This window comes from Actinomadura sp. NPDC023710 (assembly GCF_040639875.1).
Classification (GTDB): Bacteria; Actinomycetota; Actinomycetes; order Streptosporangiales; family Streptosporangiaceae; genus Spirillospora; species Spirillospora citrea.
Window position 1 is genome coordinate 26,224 of the sequence record NZ_JBFAGB010000007.1, and the last position, 17,765, is coordinate 43,988.

Sequence of the window (17,765 nt, forward strand, 5' to 3'; positions counted from 1 at the left end):
CATCATCGACGGGTCGGCCATCTGGGCCCAGGGCATGGTGCAGGCATTGGTCCGCGCCGGCTGCGAGGTGACGCTGGTCCTCAAGGCGCCCGTCCGGACCGGCCGGCTCGTCGACCCGCTGCGCGCCCTGCCCGGCGTCACCGTCCGCAGCCCGCACGCCGAGGGCCTGTTCGAGGGCTCCGCCGGCATGGTCGCGCGGCAGGCCGCGGCCGTGCTCGCCCGCGTCGACGAGGAGGACCCCTACGACCTCGTCGTCGTGCGCGGCCGCATCCTCGCGGGCAAGCTCGCCGCGGGCCCGATGGCCGGGCGGCTGTGGACGTACCTCACCGACGTCCCGCAGTCGGCCGCGGAGTTCACCGCCTCGGCCAAGGCCGACCTGCGCCGGATCGCGGACGCCTCCCGCGTGCTGCTCTGCCAGACCGAGGAGCTGCGCGGGTTCCTGGAGGGCGCCGTCCCGGCGACCGCCGGCAAGAGCGTGCTGTTCCCGCCGGTGGTCGTGCTCCCGGACGGCCTGGAGACGCGCCGCCCCGGCCCCTCCGACGGCCCGCTCCGCCTCGTCTACACCGGCAAGTTCGCGCCGCGCTGGAACACCTACGAGATGACGTCCCTTCCGCGCCTGCTGGCCATGCGCGGCGTGGACGCCGAGCTGCACATGGTCGGCGACAAGATCCACGACGACCCGTCCGATCCCGGCTTCGCGGCCCGGATGAGGACCGCGCTGGAGACGGGCGAGGGAGTCGTCTGGCACGGCGGCCACCCGCGGGCCGAGGCGATGCGCCTGACCGCCGCCGGCGACGTGGGCCTGTCCTGGCGCGCCGCCTCCCTGGACGCCAGCCTCGAACTGTCCACGAAGGTGCTGGAGTGCGGGACGCTCGGCGTCCCGGTCGTCCTCAACCGCACCCCGATGCACGAACGGCTCCTCGGGACCGACTACCCGCTGTTCGCCGCCACCGAGGACGACGTGCTCGACGCACTGACGCTCATCGGCAAGAACCCGGAGGTCTTCACGCTCGCCGCGGACCGCTGCCGCGCGGCCGCCGCCGGATTCACCCTCGACGCGGCCGCCGCCCGCCTCCGCGACCATCTGGCGCAGGCGTTCCCGGAACCGTCCGAGAAGGTCCTCGCCGTGAAGGGGCGGCGGCTGCGCGTGGGCGTGGCGGGCCACGACCTGAAGTTCTTCTCCCGCCTGCTGGACTACCTGCGCTCCCGTCCCGACCTGGAGGTCCGGGTCGACCACTGGGCCGCGCTGAAGGCCCACGACGAGGAGCGCAGCCAGGCCCTGGTCGACTGGGCGGACGTCATCGTCTGCGAGTGGTGCGGCCCGAACGCCCTCTGGTACGCCCAGCGCAAGCGCCCGGACCAGCGCCTCGTCGTGCGCCTGCACCGCTTCGAGCTGTACGCGGCCTGGCCGAGGCAGCTCGACATCGGCGCCGTCGACCAGGTCATCTGCGTCAGCCCCCACTACAACGCGCTGACCCGCGAGATCACCGGCTGGCCCGCCGAGAAGGTCGTCACGGTCCCGAACTGGGTGGACGACGCGCAGCTCGACCGCGCCAAGCTCCCCGGCGCCGAGCACCACCTCGGGATGATCGGCATCGCCCCGTCCCGCAAGCGCCTGGACCTGGCCCTGGACGTGGTCGAGGAGCTCCGCCGCGACGACCCCCGCTTCACCCTCTTCGTCAAGTCCAAGCTCCCCTGGGAGTACTGGTGGATCTGGCAGAAGGACGAGGAGCGGGCCCACTACGAGGAGGTCTTCCGCCGCATCCGGCGCTCCCGCGTTCTCTCCGGCGGCGTCGTGTTCGACTCCTACGGCCGCGACGTGTCCTCCTGGCTGCGCCGCATCGGCTGGGTCCTGTCCACCAGCGACGACGAGAGCTTCCACCTCGCCCCCGCCGAGGGCATGGCCTCGGGCGCCGTCCCGGCCCTGCTGCCCTGGCCCGGCGCCGACACCATCTACGAGCGCCGCTGGATCCACGACGACACCTCGGCCATGGCCGCGTCGATCGCCACCACGGTCTCCCTGAACCGCTGGCAGGACGACGCCGAGCAGGCCCGCGCCCAGGTGAGGGCCGCCTACGGCCTGGACGAGGTCTGCCGCCAGTGGACGGACGTCCTCACCGGCTAGGTGTGATGTCCAGGGAGGTTGGTCAGCCGGGTGATCGGTGGCCGGCCTCCGATGGCGGAGTGGGCGCGGTGGTGATTGTAGAAGTGGAGCCAGGACGGCAGGGTGGCGTTGCGTTGCTCGGTTGACTCGTAGAGTCGGGCGTAGGCCCAGCCGTCGGCCAGGGTGCGGTGGAAGCGTTCGATCTTGCCGGCTTCCGGCGCGACGCGCTGCGGGTCGACCTGTTCGAGAAGCCCGGCGACTTCCGCGACCACTTCAAGAGCCGCTACGGGCCCGCGATCAGCGTCTACGACCGCATCGCCGGGGACCCGGACAAGGTCGCGGCGCTCGACGAGGCCCTCGCCGGCCTGGCCCGCGACCACGACCGGGGAGCGCCGACCCCGTCCATGGACTGGGAAAGGTCCGTCCGACAGAAGGGTCCCCGCGGCGGCGCCGCGGGGACCCTGATGCGGTACGGGTCAGCCGGAGCTGCCGACGACGGCGCCGGCCTGGACGGGCTCGGCGGGAAGCTCGGCGCGGTGGGTCTCGATCTTGGCGTTGAGCTTGGTGAGGCTGCGGCTGTAGTCGCGGCTGGAGAGCCAGAACTTGTAGATGATGATCAGCTCGAAGGCCAGCAGGCCGATGCCGCTGAGGATCACGACGGGGATGATGGCGCCCGGCACGATCGCGGCGGCGATCGGGGCGACGATGAAGACGCCCATCTGGAACTCGATGCCGCTGATCAGGTGGGGACGGATACGGCCCGCCATGAGGACGTTGCGGATGCGGGCGTACCAGGGGAAGCGCTGGTTGAAGCCCGCCTGCAGGGCCGCCGCGTTGGGGTCGTCGCCGACGACCCGGTTCTCCGCGTCGGCCTCGGGGTCCTCGGTGAGCGCCTCGGCGGAGCGCAGGTCCTCGTCGGCGTCCCCCAGATCGCCGTTGGCGCGGCGGGCCGCGAGTTCCAGCGTCCGGGCCTCCTCGCGGGCCGCGTTGAGGGTCGTCCGCATCTGCGAGCGGACCTTGTAGATCTCCAGCGCGTCCATGTAGCGCAGCATGTCGAGGAAGACGACGCCGAGCGCCGTCCAGACGTAGGCGACGTTGCCGGTGGCGGCGTACTGTCCGGCCATCAGGGCGATCGCGCAGGCCAGGACGCGGACGCGGTCGAAGATGTAGTCGAGCCAGGCGCCGAACACCGAGCCGGTGCCCTTCAACCGGGCGATCTTGCCGTCCATGCAGTCGAGCGTGAACGACAGGTGGTACAGCAGCGCGCCGGCGAGCAGCCACGGCCAGGACGCGACGGCGAAGCAGGCGCCGGCGGCGAGGCCGAGGACGAGCGCGCCGACGGTGAGCTGGTTCGGCGTCACGCGCGTCCGGTTGGCCGTGAACTTGACCAGCCTTGCGGCGAGCGGGTCGACCAGGAGCACGGTCCACCAGGCGTCACGCGCCTTGTACGTCCGTTGCCGAACGTCATCGAGCGTGAAGTTCGCCATGGGGTTCCTTTCGTTCGCGGAGCGGTCTGATCGTATCGGCTGTCCGGTTCCGGTCACCGGGGATCTCCCGGATCGTGATCGTCCGGTCACATGACGATCACCGCCGTGGGTACACGAGGCGGGGTGCGCGTGCGTTCCGTCCTTCCCCACCTGCCGTTCCTCGGAGTGCTCGCGGTCGCGGTCTGGATCCGGGCCGTCGCCGTCCTCGCCTATCCGGCGCCGCTGTGGTTCGGCGATTCGCCCGGGTACCTGGAGGCCGCGATCCGGTTCCGGCCGGACGAGACGCGCCCCAGTGGATATCCGATCTTGCTGTGGCTGCTCAAGCCGTTCCACAGTTTCGGCCTGATGGTGTCTGTCCAGCACGCCGTCGGGGTATTGACCGGTGTCCTGGTGTACGTCCTGGTCTGGCGTGCGGGACGGGCGGCCTGGCCCGTCACGGACGACAAGAGACGGCGCGTGTGGCTGCCCGGCACGGCGGCGGCGCTGCTGACCGTCCCGGTGCTGATCCCCGTGCACCAGATCGCCCTTGAGCACATGCTCATGTCGGACTCGCTGTTCGCGTTCCTGCTGCTCGCGGCGGTGACGGCCGTGCTGTGGCGGCGCCGGCCGACCTGGTGGCTCGGTGCCCTGGCCGGGGTGCTCACGGCGTGCGCGTCGCTCACCCGGACGGCGGGCCTGCCGCTGGTCGCCCTGATCCTGGCCGCGATGCTGATCAGGAGGGCGGGCTGGAGGGCCTGCGCGGCGGCGGCGGTCGCGTTCGTCCTGCCCGTCGCCGGCTACCTGGTCTGGTTCCACGCGGAGTACGGCCAGTACAAGCTCGCCAAGGCCGACCAGGTGTTCCTGTACGGGCGCACCGCCGCGTTCGCCGACTGCCGGGTGATCAGGCCCCGGCCCGAGCTGGCGATCATGTGTCCGGAGCGGAGCGATCCCCGGATCTCCAGGTCGTTCTCGGTGATGTGGACGCCCGACTCCCCGTTCCGCCGCATCCCGGGCTGGGTCTACGGCGAGGACGGCAACCGGCTCGCGGGCGAGTTCGCCTGGGCCGCGATCAAGGCGCAGCCCGTCGACTACGCGGAGGTCGTCGTCCGCGACACGCTGAGGGCGTTCACCTGGCACCGGCAGCCGTACCCCACGCCGTGGACGTGGCTCCAGTACGAGTTCCCCGAGGGCGAGGCCTGGAGCGACAGGCAGGCGCGCCTCGCCGGGCGGTACGGCGGGGACGGCGAGACCCGGGTCGTCCGGCCGTGGGCGGGGCAGGTCCTCGCCTACCAGGACCACGTGGTCATGCCCGGCACGATCCTCGGCGTCCTGCTGCTCGCCGGGCTCGCCGGGGCGGTGCCGCACGCGCGGTCCAACGGGCGGTGGCGCCTTGCCCGGCCCGTCCGGCACTGGGCGGCGGGCGCGCTGCTCCCGTGGGGGACGAGCCTGGCGCTGCTGGTGATCCCCGCCGCGACCGCCGACTTCGACTACCGCTACGTCATGCCCGCCGTCCCGTTCGCGTGCGTCGCGCTCGGACTGGCGCTGTTCCCGTCGCTCCGCCCGCCGCCCGTGCCCCCGCCGCGGGAGGAGCAGCGGCCGGAGTCCCGCGAGAAGATCGACGCCGAGGCCGACTAGCTCCGGCCGGTGTCGCGGCGGGGTGCGGCGACCAGCCCGCCGAGCAGCCGCTCCCATCGCGCGGCGACCGCCGGCACGGCGAACCGCTCGGCCGAGTCGAGGGCGTTCGCCGACATCGCGCGCCTCAGCTCCACGTCGTCGATCAGCCGGATCAGCGTCTCGGCGAGCGCGCCGGAGTCCTCGGGCGGGACGAGCAGCCCGTCGGCCCCGTCGGTGATGATCTCGCGGGGCCCGTGCGGGCAGTCGAAGGCGACCACCGGCAGCCCGCACGCGAACGCCTCGATGATCGTCATGCCGAACGGCTCGGCGCGCGAGGGCAGGGCGAGGACGGACGCCTTGGCCAGCTCGCCCTCCATGTCGTGGGCCGGCTCCAGCATCCGGACGTGGTTGTAGAGGCCGAGGCGGGTGGCCCGGCGGCGCGTCTCCTCGCGGCGCGGCCCCGCGCCGTAGATCCGCAGCCGCCACTGCGGGTGCTTCTCCACGACCTTCGCGAACGCGTCGACGAGCAGGTCGAACCCCTTGATCCAGACGATCCGGCCCGCCGCCACGACGACCCTGTTCTCCTGCCGCGACCGCGGACGCACCCCGGGGGGCAGCCCGTTGCCGATCGTGTGGACGGGACACGAGCCGGCGGGCAGCAGGCGCCCGTAGTCCGCGGTGTCGGCGGCCGTCAGGCAGGTGAGGGCGTCCAGCCGCGGGTACAGCTCCTCGATCTCGGCGAGGATCCCGGCGTCGTTGATGCCGAGCTGGAGGTGCTCCTGCCCGACCACGACGACCTTGGCCGGCGCGAGCCGCGCCGCCATCAGGTTGAGCCCGGCTCGGGTGGTGACCAGCACGTCCGTGCGCGGCCTGCCGAGGAAGCGGGTGAGCCTCTCGTCCGTCCAGGCGGAGTACTTGGAGAAGCTGCGCTCCTCGGGATGGACGATCCGCGTGGGCTCGCCCATGAGCCGGGCGGCGCGCTCGGTGTTCGGCCACGAGACCTTCGCGCCCGGCCGGACGTCGACCAGGAAGCGCAGCCGGACGCGGTCCGTGAGCGGGAACACCGGCCGGTCGGCCGTGCGCCGCACGCTGACGATCTCGACGTCGTGGCGGCGGGACAGCTCGTCCGCGAGCGTGAAGGTGCTGCGCACGGTGCCGTCGATCGCGCAGGCCTCCAGCAGCAGGAACGTGATCTTCATGGGGCGCCGTCCTCGGGGAGGAGGTGGCAGGCCACCGCCAGCCCGTCCTTCAGCGTGTAGTACGGCCGCACGCTCATCCGCCGCCCGCCGGACGCGACGACCTGCCGGGGATAGGAGAGCGTGCCGCGCTTGCCCGGCGCGTCGTCGAGGAACGTGGCGAGGCGGGCGCGGACGTCGCCCGCGTCCAGCCAGAGGTCCCACAGGGAGGGCTCCCACCGGGTGAGCGCGTGGACGTCCAGGCACGCGTCGAAGCCGGTCCCGTCGAGGCGGGCGCCCCCTGTCTCCTCGCCGCCGCCCTCGCGGGCGACCGCCACCAGCCGGGCGGCCCCGCCCGGCCGCGGCCCGGCGTAGGCGAGCCGGCCGGTGATCCTGATCTCGCCGTCGAGCGGATGCACCTCCTCGACCTCCGCGTGCGGGGAGACCTCGCGGACGTCGAGCGTGGCCCGCCCGTCCGGCAGCCGCACGACGCGGACGGCCCGATCCCGCGCCCGCCCGGCGTACTCGCGCAGCCCGTCGAAGGAGAACCCGGGGTCGTCGGTCAGCAGTGGGCGGTCCGCGCCGAGGAGCACCTCCCACGCGCCCGGCGCGAGCCCGGCGACCGGAAGCGCGGCGGAGCGCCGGTCGGCCGAGAGCGGCCCCGTACGGACCTCCCCGGACGGCCCGTGGCGCAGGACGATCCGCTCGCCCTCCGCCACAGGGCGCGGCCAGCGGATCTGCAGGGTGTCGTCCGCGCCGACCCTGCAATGGTCGGCCACCCCGCACCGGTCTAACTCCTTGCAACGGTCAGGAACCGTGTTCACGGACCAGTCGCCTTCCCCGATGACGCTTACCGGCCTCCGCCGTCCGAGCCGAAGACCCGGTCGACGGCACGGGAGGCGGCATGCCCGTCGTCGAGAGGGCAGAAACGTGCCACGAAGTCCTTGTAGCGGTCGCGGTAGCCGTCCATGGCGGACTCCGCGTCGCGGACCGCCTCGATGAGCTCGTCGGAGGTCTCCACGAGCGGCCCCGGGGCCTCGGCCTCGAAGTCGAAGTAGAAGCCGCGCAGCCGGTCCCGGTAGTCGGCCAGGTCGTAGGTGAAGAACAGCATGGGCCGGCCGGTGTTGGCGTAGTCGAACATCACCGACGAGTAGTCGCTGATCAGCACGTCGGAGATCAGGTACAGCTCGGTGATGTCGGGATAGGCCGACACGTCGCGGACGAAGCCGTGCCCGTCCTCGCGGACGCCGTCCACGACGTTGGTGTGCAGCCGGACCAGCAGGACGTGGTCGTCGCCGAGCGCCGCGCGGGCGCGCTCCAGGTCGATCCGCATGTCGAACTTGTAGCGGCCCCGGCTGTAGTACTGGTCGTCGCGCCACGTCGGCGCGTACAGCACGACCCGCTTGCCCTCGGGGATGCCGAGCCGGGCCCGCACCCGCGCGGCGACCGTGTCGGCCTCCGGGCTGTACAGCAGGTCGTTGCGGGGGTAGCCGACCTCCAGCATGTCGCCCTTGAACGCGAACGCGCGGCGGAAGATCTCCGTGCTGAACGGGTTGGGGGACAGCAGGTGGCTCCACTCGGGCAGGACGGGCCCGGCGTCCTTCGAGCGCGACTGGAGCGCCTTCTTCATACCGGGCGCGTACGCGAAGTGCACCTCCCTGATGTCACCGCCGATCTTCTTCAGCGGCGTGCCGTGCCAGGTCTGCAGGACGATCTGGTCCGGGTGCCGCCGGAACGCGTCGCCCAGCCGGTGGTTCGTCACGATGTAGCGGGACGTGGCGAGCGCCTCGTGCCACTCCCTGCCGTGCAGCCGGACGGGCCGCAGCGTGCCCGGCAGTTCCACCTGCGCGTCGTTGACGACCCAGAGCTGATCGAGGTCCGAACCGCGGCGCACCAGCTCCTCGTGGACGGCCTTCGGGCTGTCGGAGTACTGCCGGCCGCTGAAGCAGGAGAACAGGACCGCGTCGCGCAGCCCGTCGCGGTCGACGCGGCGGCGCGCCTCCTCCCGGTACCTGGTGCCGGCGCTCTTCTCCTCCGGCGGCACGTCGCCCGTCACCGCCACGGCGAGCCGCCCGTCGCGCGCCTCCAGGGCGTAGCCGCGCCGCGCCACCTCCAGCGGTCCGGGCAGGTCGCCCTGCGCCTCCGGCGACAGCCGGACGGTCAGCGCCCGCTCGCCCGGGGGCCGGAACAGCACGTCCCAGCGGCCGGGACGCAGCGGCAGGACGCCCGCGACGCCCGGCACGGCCGCGACCGGCACCCGCCCGTGCAGGACGCCCGACGCCGGGTCGGCGACGAGGTCGAACGCGTACTCCTTGCGGTGCCATCGGCCGCGCAGCACGATCTGGCCTCCGCCGTGCGCGGGGTGCGCCGCGGTCAGGACGAGGGTCCCGTCCGGCTCCCAGGCGCAACCGTCGACGGAGAGCCGCGCCGTGGTGCGCCGGACGCGCAGGTAGCCGCCGGGCCCGCGGCCCGCGGCGACCTCCAGCGGGCCGAACGCCCGCCGGACGTCCTCGACCTCCTCGGCGAGCACCAGGGGGCGGCCCGCGACGCGGACCGTCCAGTCGCGGGTGTCGTCGATCTCCTCCGGCGGCAGCGGGGACCCTTCGAGGGCCTCCGGGGCGACGCGGGCGACGTACCGGTCGCCGGACGCCGTGACCGGTACGTCGACGCGGTCGTCGCCGAGCGTCAGCGACAGCCCGTCCGGCGCCTCGTCCGCCTTCACCTCGACGACCAGCGTGTCGCCGTCCCAGGACAGCGCGACGGCCGCCGCCGCGACCCGCTCGACCTCGATGACGAGGCGGCCGTCGTCGATGCGCGGGACGACGCGCACGCCGTCGGCGACGTAGCGGTACGGCGGGTGGGCGCCGCTGCCGGAGCTGCCGCCCCGCAGCGGCCCCCGCCGGAACACGCCCGCGTTCAGCACCGACGCCTCGACCGTCCAGACGCCTTCGACCCATCTTCCGTGGTCACGAAGGCGGCTCACGTCGAAGGCGAACTCGAAGCCGGACCAGCCCGACCGCTTGCCCGGCGCCGGCACCTGCCGCGCCCGCGCGATGATCTTCCGTCCGGCGGACCGCAGCGTCATCGCCTTCACCGACGTCCAGCGGCGCCGCATGCTCACGGAGTTGATGTAGGCCTCGCCGGTGACGGTGAGCCGGTCGCCGTCCCAGCCGACCGCGTGGACCCGGCCCCGCATCCGCAGCTCGCCGCGGGCCCGGTAGACCTCGCGCGGAACGCCGACCTTGGCGTCCTTCCAGTACGGGTAGACGACGTACCGGCGCAGCGGGTCGCGGACGATCGACGGCGAGGCCTTCCCCCTCTCGTACCGGACGACCTTCACCAGCTCCGTCGTGTGCCCGGCGGACGCGAGGTGCCACTTCAGCCGGGTCAGCGCCGGGACGTCGGCCAGGAGTCTCGCGGGCAGCCCGGACGCGTACCCGGCGGCCTGCGCGACGACCTGCTCGCGCTCGTCGGCGGGCAGGTCCGGCAGCGCGTCCAGGAACACCCGCAGTTCCTCGGCGGCCGCGAGGGCCTGGAGCCGGCGCCGGGACCGGGCGTGGCCGTGCTCGCCGAGCCACGTGACGGCGAGGGCGACGGCGCCGAACCCGTCCGCGATCTCCTGTGCCTCCGTCGTGGCCGGGAACCGCTCGCCCCGCCGGTGCAGGACGACGCCGGGCAGCACGTCGACGCCCTTCGCGAGGTGCAGCGCCCGCACCGCCGGCAGCAGCTCGTCATAGCGGCCGAGATCGGGGAACGCCAGCTCGTGCGACGTCCAGAACGACCGCCGGAACAGCTTCCCGCGGACCCCGCGCTCGCGGACGAGATCGGGGGTGCGGTGCACGTCCGTGCCGGTGGCCGGGGCTAGGGACGGCTCGACGGGCCGCCACACGGGCGCCCGGTCCGGCCCGCGGCGGACGGCCTCGCGGCCGAGCGCGATGTCGGACCCGGAGGACTCCAGCGCCGCGACCAGCACCGCGACGGCCTCCGCCGGCAGTTCGTCGCCGCCGTCCACGAACAGCAGGAAGTCGCCGTCGCTCTCGGCGGCGCCGAGGTCGCGCGCCGCGCCCCGGCTGGGCGCGCCCCGCCGCACGACGCGGAACCGCTCGTCGGGCATGACGGCCCCGGCGGCGGCGCCCGCGCCGTCGTCCATCACCAGGACCTCCAGGTCCGCGTGCGACTGGCCCGCGATCGACGCGAGCGTGCCGCCGAGGGACTCTCCGGCTCCGTGCGCGAGCACGACGACGCTGATCCTGCTGGAGGGCAAGCGACCCACTCCTTCGGGCGTGACGGGGTGTGCGCCGGACGGCGCGGCGGCGGCTCCGGCGCCGGGGCCTACTGCGGCGGGTTCGGGATCTTCTCTCCGAGGAACATGCGGCGCACGGCGCGCTCGGCCGCGTGCCCGTCGTCCCACGGACAGAACCGCGCCCTGAAGTTCGCGAGGTTCTTCGCGGCGGCGTCGCCCCACGCGGCCCGGGACGTGAACGCCTCGACCAGCTCGGCCTCGGTCGCGGCGACGACGCCGGGGGGCGTCGCCGTCAGGTCGAAGTTGACCCCGCGGGTGAGCCGGTAGGTCTCCCAGTCGTTGGCGTAGATCACGATCGGCCGGTCGAGGTTGGCGTAGTCGAACATCACCGAGGAGTAGTCCGTGAGCAGCGCGTCCGAGGCGATCATGAGGTCCTCGACGGACGGGTGCTTGGAGACGTCGATGACCCGGCCCTCCGGCCAGCCCAGGTCCGCCGCCATGTTCTTGATCTTGTAGTAGTAGTGCGCCCGCAGCAGCAGCACGTGCCCCTCGCCGAGCGCGTCCACGACCCGCCCGATGTCGAACATGGGGGTGTAGCGGCGCTGGTAGTCGCGGTGCGTCGGCGCGTACAGGATCGCGGTCGCGCCGTCCGGGACGCCGAGCTCGGCGCGCAGCCGGGTGCGCTCGTCCCCGTCCGCCGAGACGAGCCGGTCGTTGCGCGGATAGCCGATCTCCAGCATCTCGTAGTCGCAGGGGAACCCGCGCTCCCATGCCTCCGTCGACAGCGGGTTGGACGAGACGAGGTAGTCCCAGCGGTCCGACCGGGCGATGAGGGCCTTGAAGTCCATGTCGTTGGCGCCGACCGGGTACTCCATCTGGTCGAGGCCCATCTTCTTCAGCGGCGTCCCGTGCTGCGTCATCATGTGCACCTGCCCCGGCCGCTTCACGTAGTTGTCGGGGAAGTTGACGTTGTTGACGAAGTACTTCGCGCGGGCCAGCGTCCGGTAGTAGTCGGCGGAGCCGGCGACGACGTAGTCGACGCCCTCCGGCATCGTCTTGCGCGCTCCGGGCTTGACGATCCACACCGGGCGGACGTCCGGGGCCAGCTCCCGGACCTTCTCGTAGATCGCCGCCGGGTTGCAGGCGTACCCGCGGTACCAGTACGCGCCGAAGACGGCGAGGTCCTCCTCGATCGGGAGGCGCCGCTGCATCTGGTAGTAGCGCTCCTTGGCGAGCTCCTTGCCCAGCAGCACACCGCGCCTGCGGATCTTGGCGGCCTTTCCGCCCCGGTTCCGCGCCTTGTCCTTGGCCTCGGCGGCGCGGACCCGCTCGAAGCCCCGGTGGTCGTCCGCCTTGATCATCCGGTGCTTGTCGGCGAGGAACGGCTTGTCGTCGGGCGGGACGTGCCCCGCCGGCTCGTACCTGTTGTACGTCTTCGCCATCTCCGCGAAGAACCGCGCCTTCTCCGACTCGTGGACGCGGTCGGGCCGCTCGATGATGACGAGCAGGTGCCAGATCGTCCGGTCGAACATCAGCGGGCGGAACGGGTCGGCCTTCGCCCCCATCCCGTCCATGAACGTGAAGATGCGGTCGTACTGCGCGAACGCGTCGAAATGCTTGGCGCTCGCGGTCTTGGTGATCGCTCCGCGGCGGCGCTGCCGGTAGATGTAGCAGACCCGGTCCAGCAGGCTCAGGCGCTCGGCGGCCATCAGGATCGGGTAGGTGACGTTGACGTCCTCGTAGTAGCCGCCGCTGAAGCGCAGCCCGAGGTCGAGCAGGAACTCGCGGCGGATCGCCTTGTTCCACGCCGTCATCATCATCTCGAGGACGCTCGGCCGCTCGGCGAGGGTGAACACCTCCGGCGCGGGCGGCTCGCGGAACAGGTGGTTGATGATGCTGCGCTTGACCTTGCCGTTCCAGTAGGACCGGGCGTAGTCGAAGACCAGCACGTCGGGCCGCGTCTCGGCGAGCCGGTCGCAGATCGCGCGGACGGCGCCGTCGGTCGCGTGGTCGTCGCTGTCGAAGAACCAGACGTAGTCGCCGGTCGCCATGTCGAGCCCGATGTTGCGCGCGTGGCCGAGGCCGACGTTCTCGTCGAGGTGCCGGACCTTGACGCGCGAGTCGCGCTCGGCGAACTCGTCGAGGATCTCGCCGCAGCCGTCCGGCGAGTGGTCGTCGACGGCGATGACCTCAAGATTGGGAAGATCCGGATCGAGGATGGAATCAAGGCATTGCCGGATGTACCCCTGCACTTTGTGCACGGGCACGATGATGCTCAAAGAGATATCGTGATCAGAGCTCACGCGAAGGCCAATCAACTACTCGGTGATTCTGGACTATACCCACAGGTCGGGCTTGAACCTCAGGTCCGGCCGGGCGCGGATCGAAGGAGCCACCGCGCGTCGGGCTCGACCGCCCACCGGGTGAGCCGCCGCACGGGTGCGGTGGCGAGGACGACGCCGAGCGCGGCGGCGGCCACGGTGACCGAGACGATGCCGAACGGGTTGTGCAGGACTGGCTTGTCCAGCACGCCGGTGTAATCGAACGTCTTCATGACGAGCCCGTGCAGCAGGTACACGTACATCGTCCGCGTCCCCATCTCGGTGTACCAGGACCGTCCGCGCGGGATGCACGCGAGGAAGGCGGCGCCGAGGAGAACGGCGAAGGCGAGGGCCACGAGCCGCCACATCATGCCTTCGGCGGTGTCGAAGCCCATGGCATCGTAACCCTGGTTCCAGTAGAGCAGCCCGCTGTCGATCTTCGGGACGACCGTGCCGAGCTCCCAGACGTAGGCGACGGGCAGGGCGGCGGCCAGCACGGCGAGCCCCGCCCACCGCGCCCCGGGGGCGCGCAGCCGCCGCACGTGCTCCGGGTCGACGGTCAGTCCGAGGACGAAGAGCGGCAGCAGCCCGGCGGTCCGGCTGAGCGTGGAGTCGGCGGTGAACGCCCAGCTCCCGCCGACGAGGCAGAACGCCACCGAGACGGCCACCGGATGGCGCAGGTGCCCCCACAGCGGCGCGCTCAGCCGCCAGAACACGAGCGCCACCAGGAACCACATCAGGAAATGCGGCCGGAAGAGTTCGCTCAGCCGGAACTGCACCCCGTTGATGAGGATCAATTGCGCCCGATAGAGCAGAATGAAGATCACGTAGGGGACGACGAGCGTGGGGAGAACGCTGCGGAACTTGTCCGTCGAGCGCATGAATCCGCGCGAGAAATAGCCGGTGATGAAAACGAAGACCGGCATATGGAAGGCGTAGAGGACGACGTACGCGGCGTGTGCCGCGCGACTGTCCCCGAACTGGGACCAGAAGTGCCCGACCACGACCAGCACGGCCGTGAAGAACTTGGCGTTGTCGAAGAACGCGTCCCGGGGGCGGGCGGGCTTCGGCGGCGCCGCCGGGCCCGGTACGGGACGCGGAGCGGGGATGGACGGGGCCTCGGGCGTGACGATCGCACTGCCCGTGGCGGAAGGCGCACTGCCCGTGGCGGGTGGCGGGGTGGGGAGGACGTCGGTCATATCTCCGGGGGGTCGGGTCTCAGCGGGAGCGCGAGCGAGGGCGGGAACGGGGCGTCAGCGGGAGCGGGCGGGTCTTCTCAGCGGGGTGAAGACCCGCGTCATCTTCGGCTCCAGTGCCCAGCTCATCGTCCGGACGACGGGCTTGGAGCACAGGAACGTTCCGACCACCAGGGCGCCGGCGACCACGATGGCCACCCCGGCCGGGGTGTGCATCCAGTCGGCGCCCCACCAGCCGGTGAAGTTCAGCAGCCGGGTCACGAACCCGTGCAGCAGGTAGGCGTACAGCGTGTAGGAGCCGAGAGCGGTGAACCAGTACCGCCCGCGCGGGATGAGGCTGAGGAACGCGGCGACGAGGACGACCGCCGCGGCGAACATCGCGATCCGCACCACGGTGCCGGTGAGGTTGCCGACGCCGAGTTCGAAGTTCGCGTGCTTCCAGTAGATCCAGCTCCGCGACATGCGGTTCATGACGAGATAGGAGCCGGCGAGGCCGGCGGCGAGCACCACGGCGCCGATCGGCCGCGCGATCGGCTTCTTCAGCAGCTCGAAGTGCACCGGCTTCAGGGTGAGGCCGAGGACGTAGAAGGGCAGCAGCCCGATCACCCGGTGGATGTCGAACGTCCCGCCGAGGTCGCTCATGTACGACAGGAGCGCGAACACCGTCGCCACGGCGAGCGGCCAGCGGATCTGCTGCCAGACCGGGGTGGACAGCCGCCACATGAACAGCGCGCACAGGAACCACGTCAGGTAGTACGGGTTCAGCAGGCTGATCTCAAGGTGGTTGCGGCCCGCGAGCCAGTCGTAGAGCGAGTAGGCGAACTCGAACACCACGTACGGCACCCCGACGTTGGTGATCAGTTTGCGGGCCTTGCCGCCGGAGAACGTCCAGTTCCGGGAGAAATAGCCGGTGATCACGATGAACAGCGGCATATGGAACATGTAGATGAACAGGTAGAGACCCTTGGCCAGCGGAACGTTCAGCAGGTTGGCCAGAGAGTGTCCCGCCACCACCAGCAGGATCGCGAAGTACTTGGCGTTGTCGAAGAAGGGGTCGCGCACCTTGCGGGCGGCCCCCTGCGGGGCCGGGCTCCCAGAGGCTGCGGTGCCCGCGACACCCGGCGCCCGCGCTTCGGGGGGCGCCGCCGGGTCCGTGGACGACGGCCGTTCGGTTCGCTGTGCCGCGTCGGCCTCTGAGGGCCTGGTGGTGTAGGTCATACGGCCGCCCGGTCAGCTCTCCTTGCAGATGTCGTCGCTGGCGCGGATCTCACCCTGCTGCTTCGGGATGCCGCCGCCGGCGCTCTTGAGGTTCGTCCAGTTCTGGCCGACGATCAGGTCGACGACGCCCGGCGTGCCACCCGTGGTGCGCGCCGCGGCCTGCGGCTTGCTCGGGATCATCGAGGTCAGGGTCTGCGCCTGCTGGTCGGCACCGGCACCGTACAGCACCTTCGTGGCGGTCGTGGGCGCGGGGGCGTTCCCGCCGACGGTGACCTGGAAGCCCTGCGACTCCAGGTCGTCGGCGACGCGACCGGCCTGGCCGTCGATGCCGCTGCCGTTGTAGACCCGCACGCGCACCTGGCTCGGCGGGATCTTCGTGGCGCCCGGCGCGGGCTCCTTCGGCACGGTCTTGTCGTTGCGGACGGCGGAGAAGAACGGCTGGGCGCCGGTGGTGAGCGCCACCCGGTTCGGGTCCAGGGGGTCGGGCCCGGACGGGACGGTCACGAACCGCAGCTTGCCGGTGGTCATGCCCTGCATCTCCTTGCCGATGTCCATCATGACCTGCGGCGTCAGCTCCTTGTCGGTGGTGAGCGACTTGGTCACGGCGTTCATCAGCTGGAGCATGCGCCTGGGGTTGCTGAGCACACCGGCGCTCATCGCCTGGCCGGCGAGGGAGCCCATGAACTTCTGCTGGCGCTTGATGCGGTCGGTGTCGGAGCCGTCGCCGAGGCCGTGCCGCACGCGCACGTACGCCAGCGCCGTCTCGCCCTTGATCTTGTGCTTGCCCCGGCTCAGCTTGAGCTTGGACTTGGGGTCGTCGACGTCCTTGGGAAGGCACACCGGGACGCCGCCGACGGCACTGGTGATGGACTTGAACCCGTTGAAGTCGACCTGCATGAAGTGGTCGATCCGGATGTTGGAGATGCTCTCGATCGTCTTGATGACGCAGGCCGCGCCGCCGTTGGTGAACGCCGAGTTGATCTGCGCGCGGGTCTGCGCCGGGATCGTCCCGCCCTTGCGGCTCTTGCAGGACGGCATCCGGACCATCAGGTCGCGGGGGAAGCTGATGCCCATCGCCTGGCCGCCGCCGGGGGACAGGTGCAGCAGGATCATCGTGTCCGAGCGGGGCGGCTCGTTCTTCATCGAGCGGCCGTACTTGGCGTTCGAGCCCTCACGGGTGTCGGACCCGAGCATCAGGATGTTCATCGCGCTGTTCAGCTTCTTCGGCCGGTTGGGGCCGAGCTGGGCGTTGACGTCCTCGTGCGAGATGTTCCCGAACGCCCGGCGGTACAGGCCGTAGGCGGTGAGAGAGCCGACCACCATGACCGCCGAGAGGCCGATGCAGACCCAGCCGAGGATGCGCCAGCCACGTCGCGGCGCCGGCTGCGGGTCGGCGTCGTCGACGTACTCCATGTACATCGGGTTGCTGTTCATCGGCTCCGAGGTCCGGGGGTATGGGCGGTTCCGGGGGTCCGGGGGCGTCCCCGCGAAAGGAACGGCCCGTGGCTCATGGTTCGAACGGACGGGACGAGGGCAAGGGAAGCGTAGGTCAGGGGAGGCGGTACACGGAGCCGGATTCGTCATTCGGTCCGGGCGTACCGGCCACCACCGTCACATGCTCCAGGGTCAGGCGACGATCTAGGGCGGCTTTGTCAAAGTTTCGTTGGATTATGACGGAAGCACCCGAGGCTAGTGGTGCCAGTAGGCAGGTCAGTACCCCGTCGAGTGTGGCGAAGGACATGTCAACCAGGAGCCGGTCGCGTGCGTCCAGCTCCCATTTCTCAACGGCCCCGCGCGCGGCGCCCACCAGCTCCGCCGCGCTGAATGTGGTCTTTGTCACACTCAGCGCGGGGGTCTCCGGCACCACCCCGGGGCCGGGGGCGAATCGGTCTCCGTACGCGCGCACCTCCGCCGCGTAGTCGGTCACGCCGGCCGGGCAGTCGGCGAGCGGGCCGCCGAGCGCGTGCAGCGACAGGCCGACGATCTCCTCGGCCCCTCCTGCGAGCACGTCGTCCGCGAGCACGTCGTCCAGCACCTCCTGCGCCGCCGCCAGGATGTACGGATCGGACGCCCCGGCCGGTTCGGCGCCGCCGCGCCGGAAATCCTCCGGGTCGACCGGCTCGGCGACGAGACCCGCCGACCAGCAGGCCATCAGCCACACCGCGGTCTGCCAGTGCGGCGGCAGGACCAGGACGACGCGGGTCCCCGGCTCGGCGGCGAGGCCGTCCACCAGGAAGTTCGCCGTCTTGGCCACCCAGTTCCCGAACGTCCGCGCGGACAGCTCGACGCGTTCGCCGCTCGCGTCGTCGTAGAAGGTGACCAGCGGGCGGGACGGGTCGTCCGCGACCCGCCGCCGCAGCAGCTCCGCGGGCGTGCCCGCGGCCCCGGCATGTGCGCTCATGGTCCGAGCGTATGCCCGCATGATCGT

At 71.6% G+C, this 17,765-nt stretch carries 11 protein-coding genes and 1 pseudogene; 2 read left to right on the plus strand and 10 right to left on the minus strand.

From position 1 onward, the window contains the following. The first annotated feature begins 34 nt into the window (after nucleotides 1–34). On the plus strand, nucleotides 35–2,125 hold the full coding sequence (locus tag AB0H37_RS10180; protein ID WP_329098548.1) for a glycosyltransferase family 1 protein: 2,091 nt from the start codon (nucleotides 35–37) through the stop codon (nucleotides 2,123–2,125). Here AB0H37_RS10180 and AB0H37_RS10185 read toward each other — a convergent pair. Together AB0H37_RS10185 and AB0H37_RS10190 are read right to left on the minus strand one after the other, a co-directional pair. Next, nucleotides 2,122–2,322 (minus strand): annotated as a pseudogene (locus tag AB0H37_RS10185) (integrase core domain-containing protein); the annotation flags it as partial. The gene AB0H37_RS10180 and the pseudogene AB0H37_RS10185 sit on opposite strands and share 4 nt — an antisense overlap. 258 nt (nucleotides 2,323–2,580) lie before the next feature. Then, complete coding sequence (locus tag AB0H37_RS10190) at nucleotides 2,581–3,591, minus strand: CDP-alcohol phosphatidyltransferase family protein (protein ID WP_179837492.1); 1,011 nt, start codon at nucleotides 3,589–3,591, stop codon at nucleotides 2,581–2,583. Nucleotides 3,592–3,681: 90 nt separating this feature from the next. Here AB0H37_RS10190 and AB0H37_RS10195 point away from each other — a divergent pair, with 90 nt between their 5' ends. Further along, nucleotides 3,682–5,205: a hypothetical protein gene (locus AB0H37_RS10195; protein WP_360612184.1), complete on the plus strand. Its 1,524-nt coding sequence runs from the start codon at nucleotides 3,682–3,684 to the stop codon at nucleotides 5,203–5,205. Here AB0H37_RS10195 and AB0H37_RS10200 read toward each other — a convergent pair. The 8 genes from AB0H37_RS10200 to AB0H37_RS10235 all read right to left on the minus strand — a co-directional run bounded on the left by AB0H37_RS10200 (nucleotide 5,202) and on the right by AB0H37_RS10235 (nucleotide 17,738). Beyond that, complete coding sequence (locus AB0H37_RS10200; protein ID WP_329085691.1) at nucleotides 5,202–6,383, minus strand: glycosyltransferase family 4 protein; 1,182 nt, start codon at nucleotides 6,381–6,383, stop codon at nucleotides 5,202–5,204. The genes AB0H37_RS10195 and AB0H37_RS10200 overlap by 4 nt on opposite strands. Continuing rightward, nucleotides 6,380–7,138, minus strand: coding sequence for a hypothetical protein (locus AB0H37_RS10205; RefSeq protein WP_360612185.1), 759 nt, complete (start codon nucleotides 7,136–7,138; stop codon nucleotides 6,380–6,382). Before AB0H37_RS10205 ends, AB0H37_RS10200 begins: the two co-directional genes overlap by 4 nt. A gap of 71 nt (nucleotides 7,139–7,209) precedes the next feature. Continuing rightward, nucleotides 7,210–10,623 (minus strand): CDP-glycerol:glycerophosphate glycerophosphotransferase, encoded by a 3,414-nt coding sequence (locus AB0H37_RS10210; protein ID WP_360612186.1) that lies wholly within the window; start codon nucleotides 10,621–10,623, stop codon nucleotides 7,210–7,212. 68 nt (nucleotides 10,624–10,691) lie between these two features. Then, nucleotides 10,692–12,905, minus strand: a complete 2,214-nt coding sequence (locus AB0H37_RS10215) for a bifunctional glycosyltransferase family 2 protein/CDP-glycerol:glycerophosphate glycerophosphotransferase (RefSeq protein ID WP_329085697.1) — start codon at nucleotides 12,903–12,905, stop codon at nucleotides 10,692–10,694. 59 nt (nucleotides 12,906–12,964) lie between these two features. Next, nucleotides 12,965–14,122: an acyltransferase family protein gene (locus tag AB0H37_RS10220; RefSeq protein ID WP_329085698.1), complete on the minus strand. Its 1,158-nt coding sequence runs from the start codon at nucleotides 14,120–14,122 to the stop codon at nucleotides 12,965–12,967. A 54-nt stretch (nucleotides 14,123–14,176) separates the two neighbouring features. Then, a complete protein-coding gene (locus tag AB0H37_RS10225) occupies nucleotides 14,177–15,181 on the minus strand; it encodes an acyltransferase family protein (protein ID WP_329085700.1) in 1,005 nt (334 codons plus the stop codon). A 168-nt stretch (nucleotides 15,182–15,349) separates the two neighbouring features. Next, nucleotides 15,350–16,771 (minus strand): LCP family protein, encoded by a 1,422-nt coding sequence (locus AB0H37_RS10230; RefSeq protein ID WP_179837485.1) that lies wholly within the window; start codon nucleotides 16,769–16,771, stop codon nucleotides 15,350–15,352. Nucleotides 16,772–16,886: 115 nt separating this feature from the next. Further along, the gene (locus AB0H37_RS10235) at nucleotides 16,887–17,738 is read right to left on the minus strand and encodes a TIGR03089 family protein (RefSeq protein WP_360612187.1); all 852 of its coding nucleotides are present in this window, start codon (nucleotides 17,736–17,738) and stop codon (nucleotides 16,887–16,889) included. Nucleotides 17,739–17,765 lie beyond the last annotated feature (27 nt).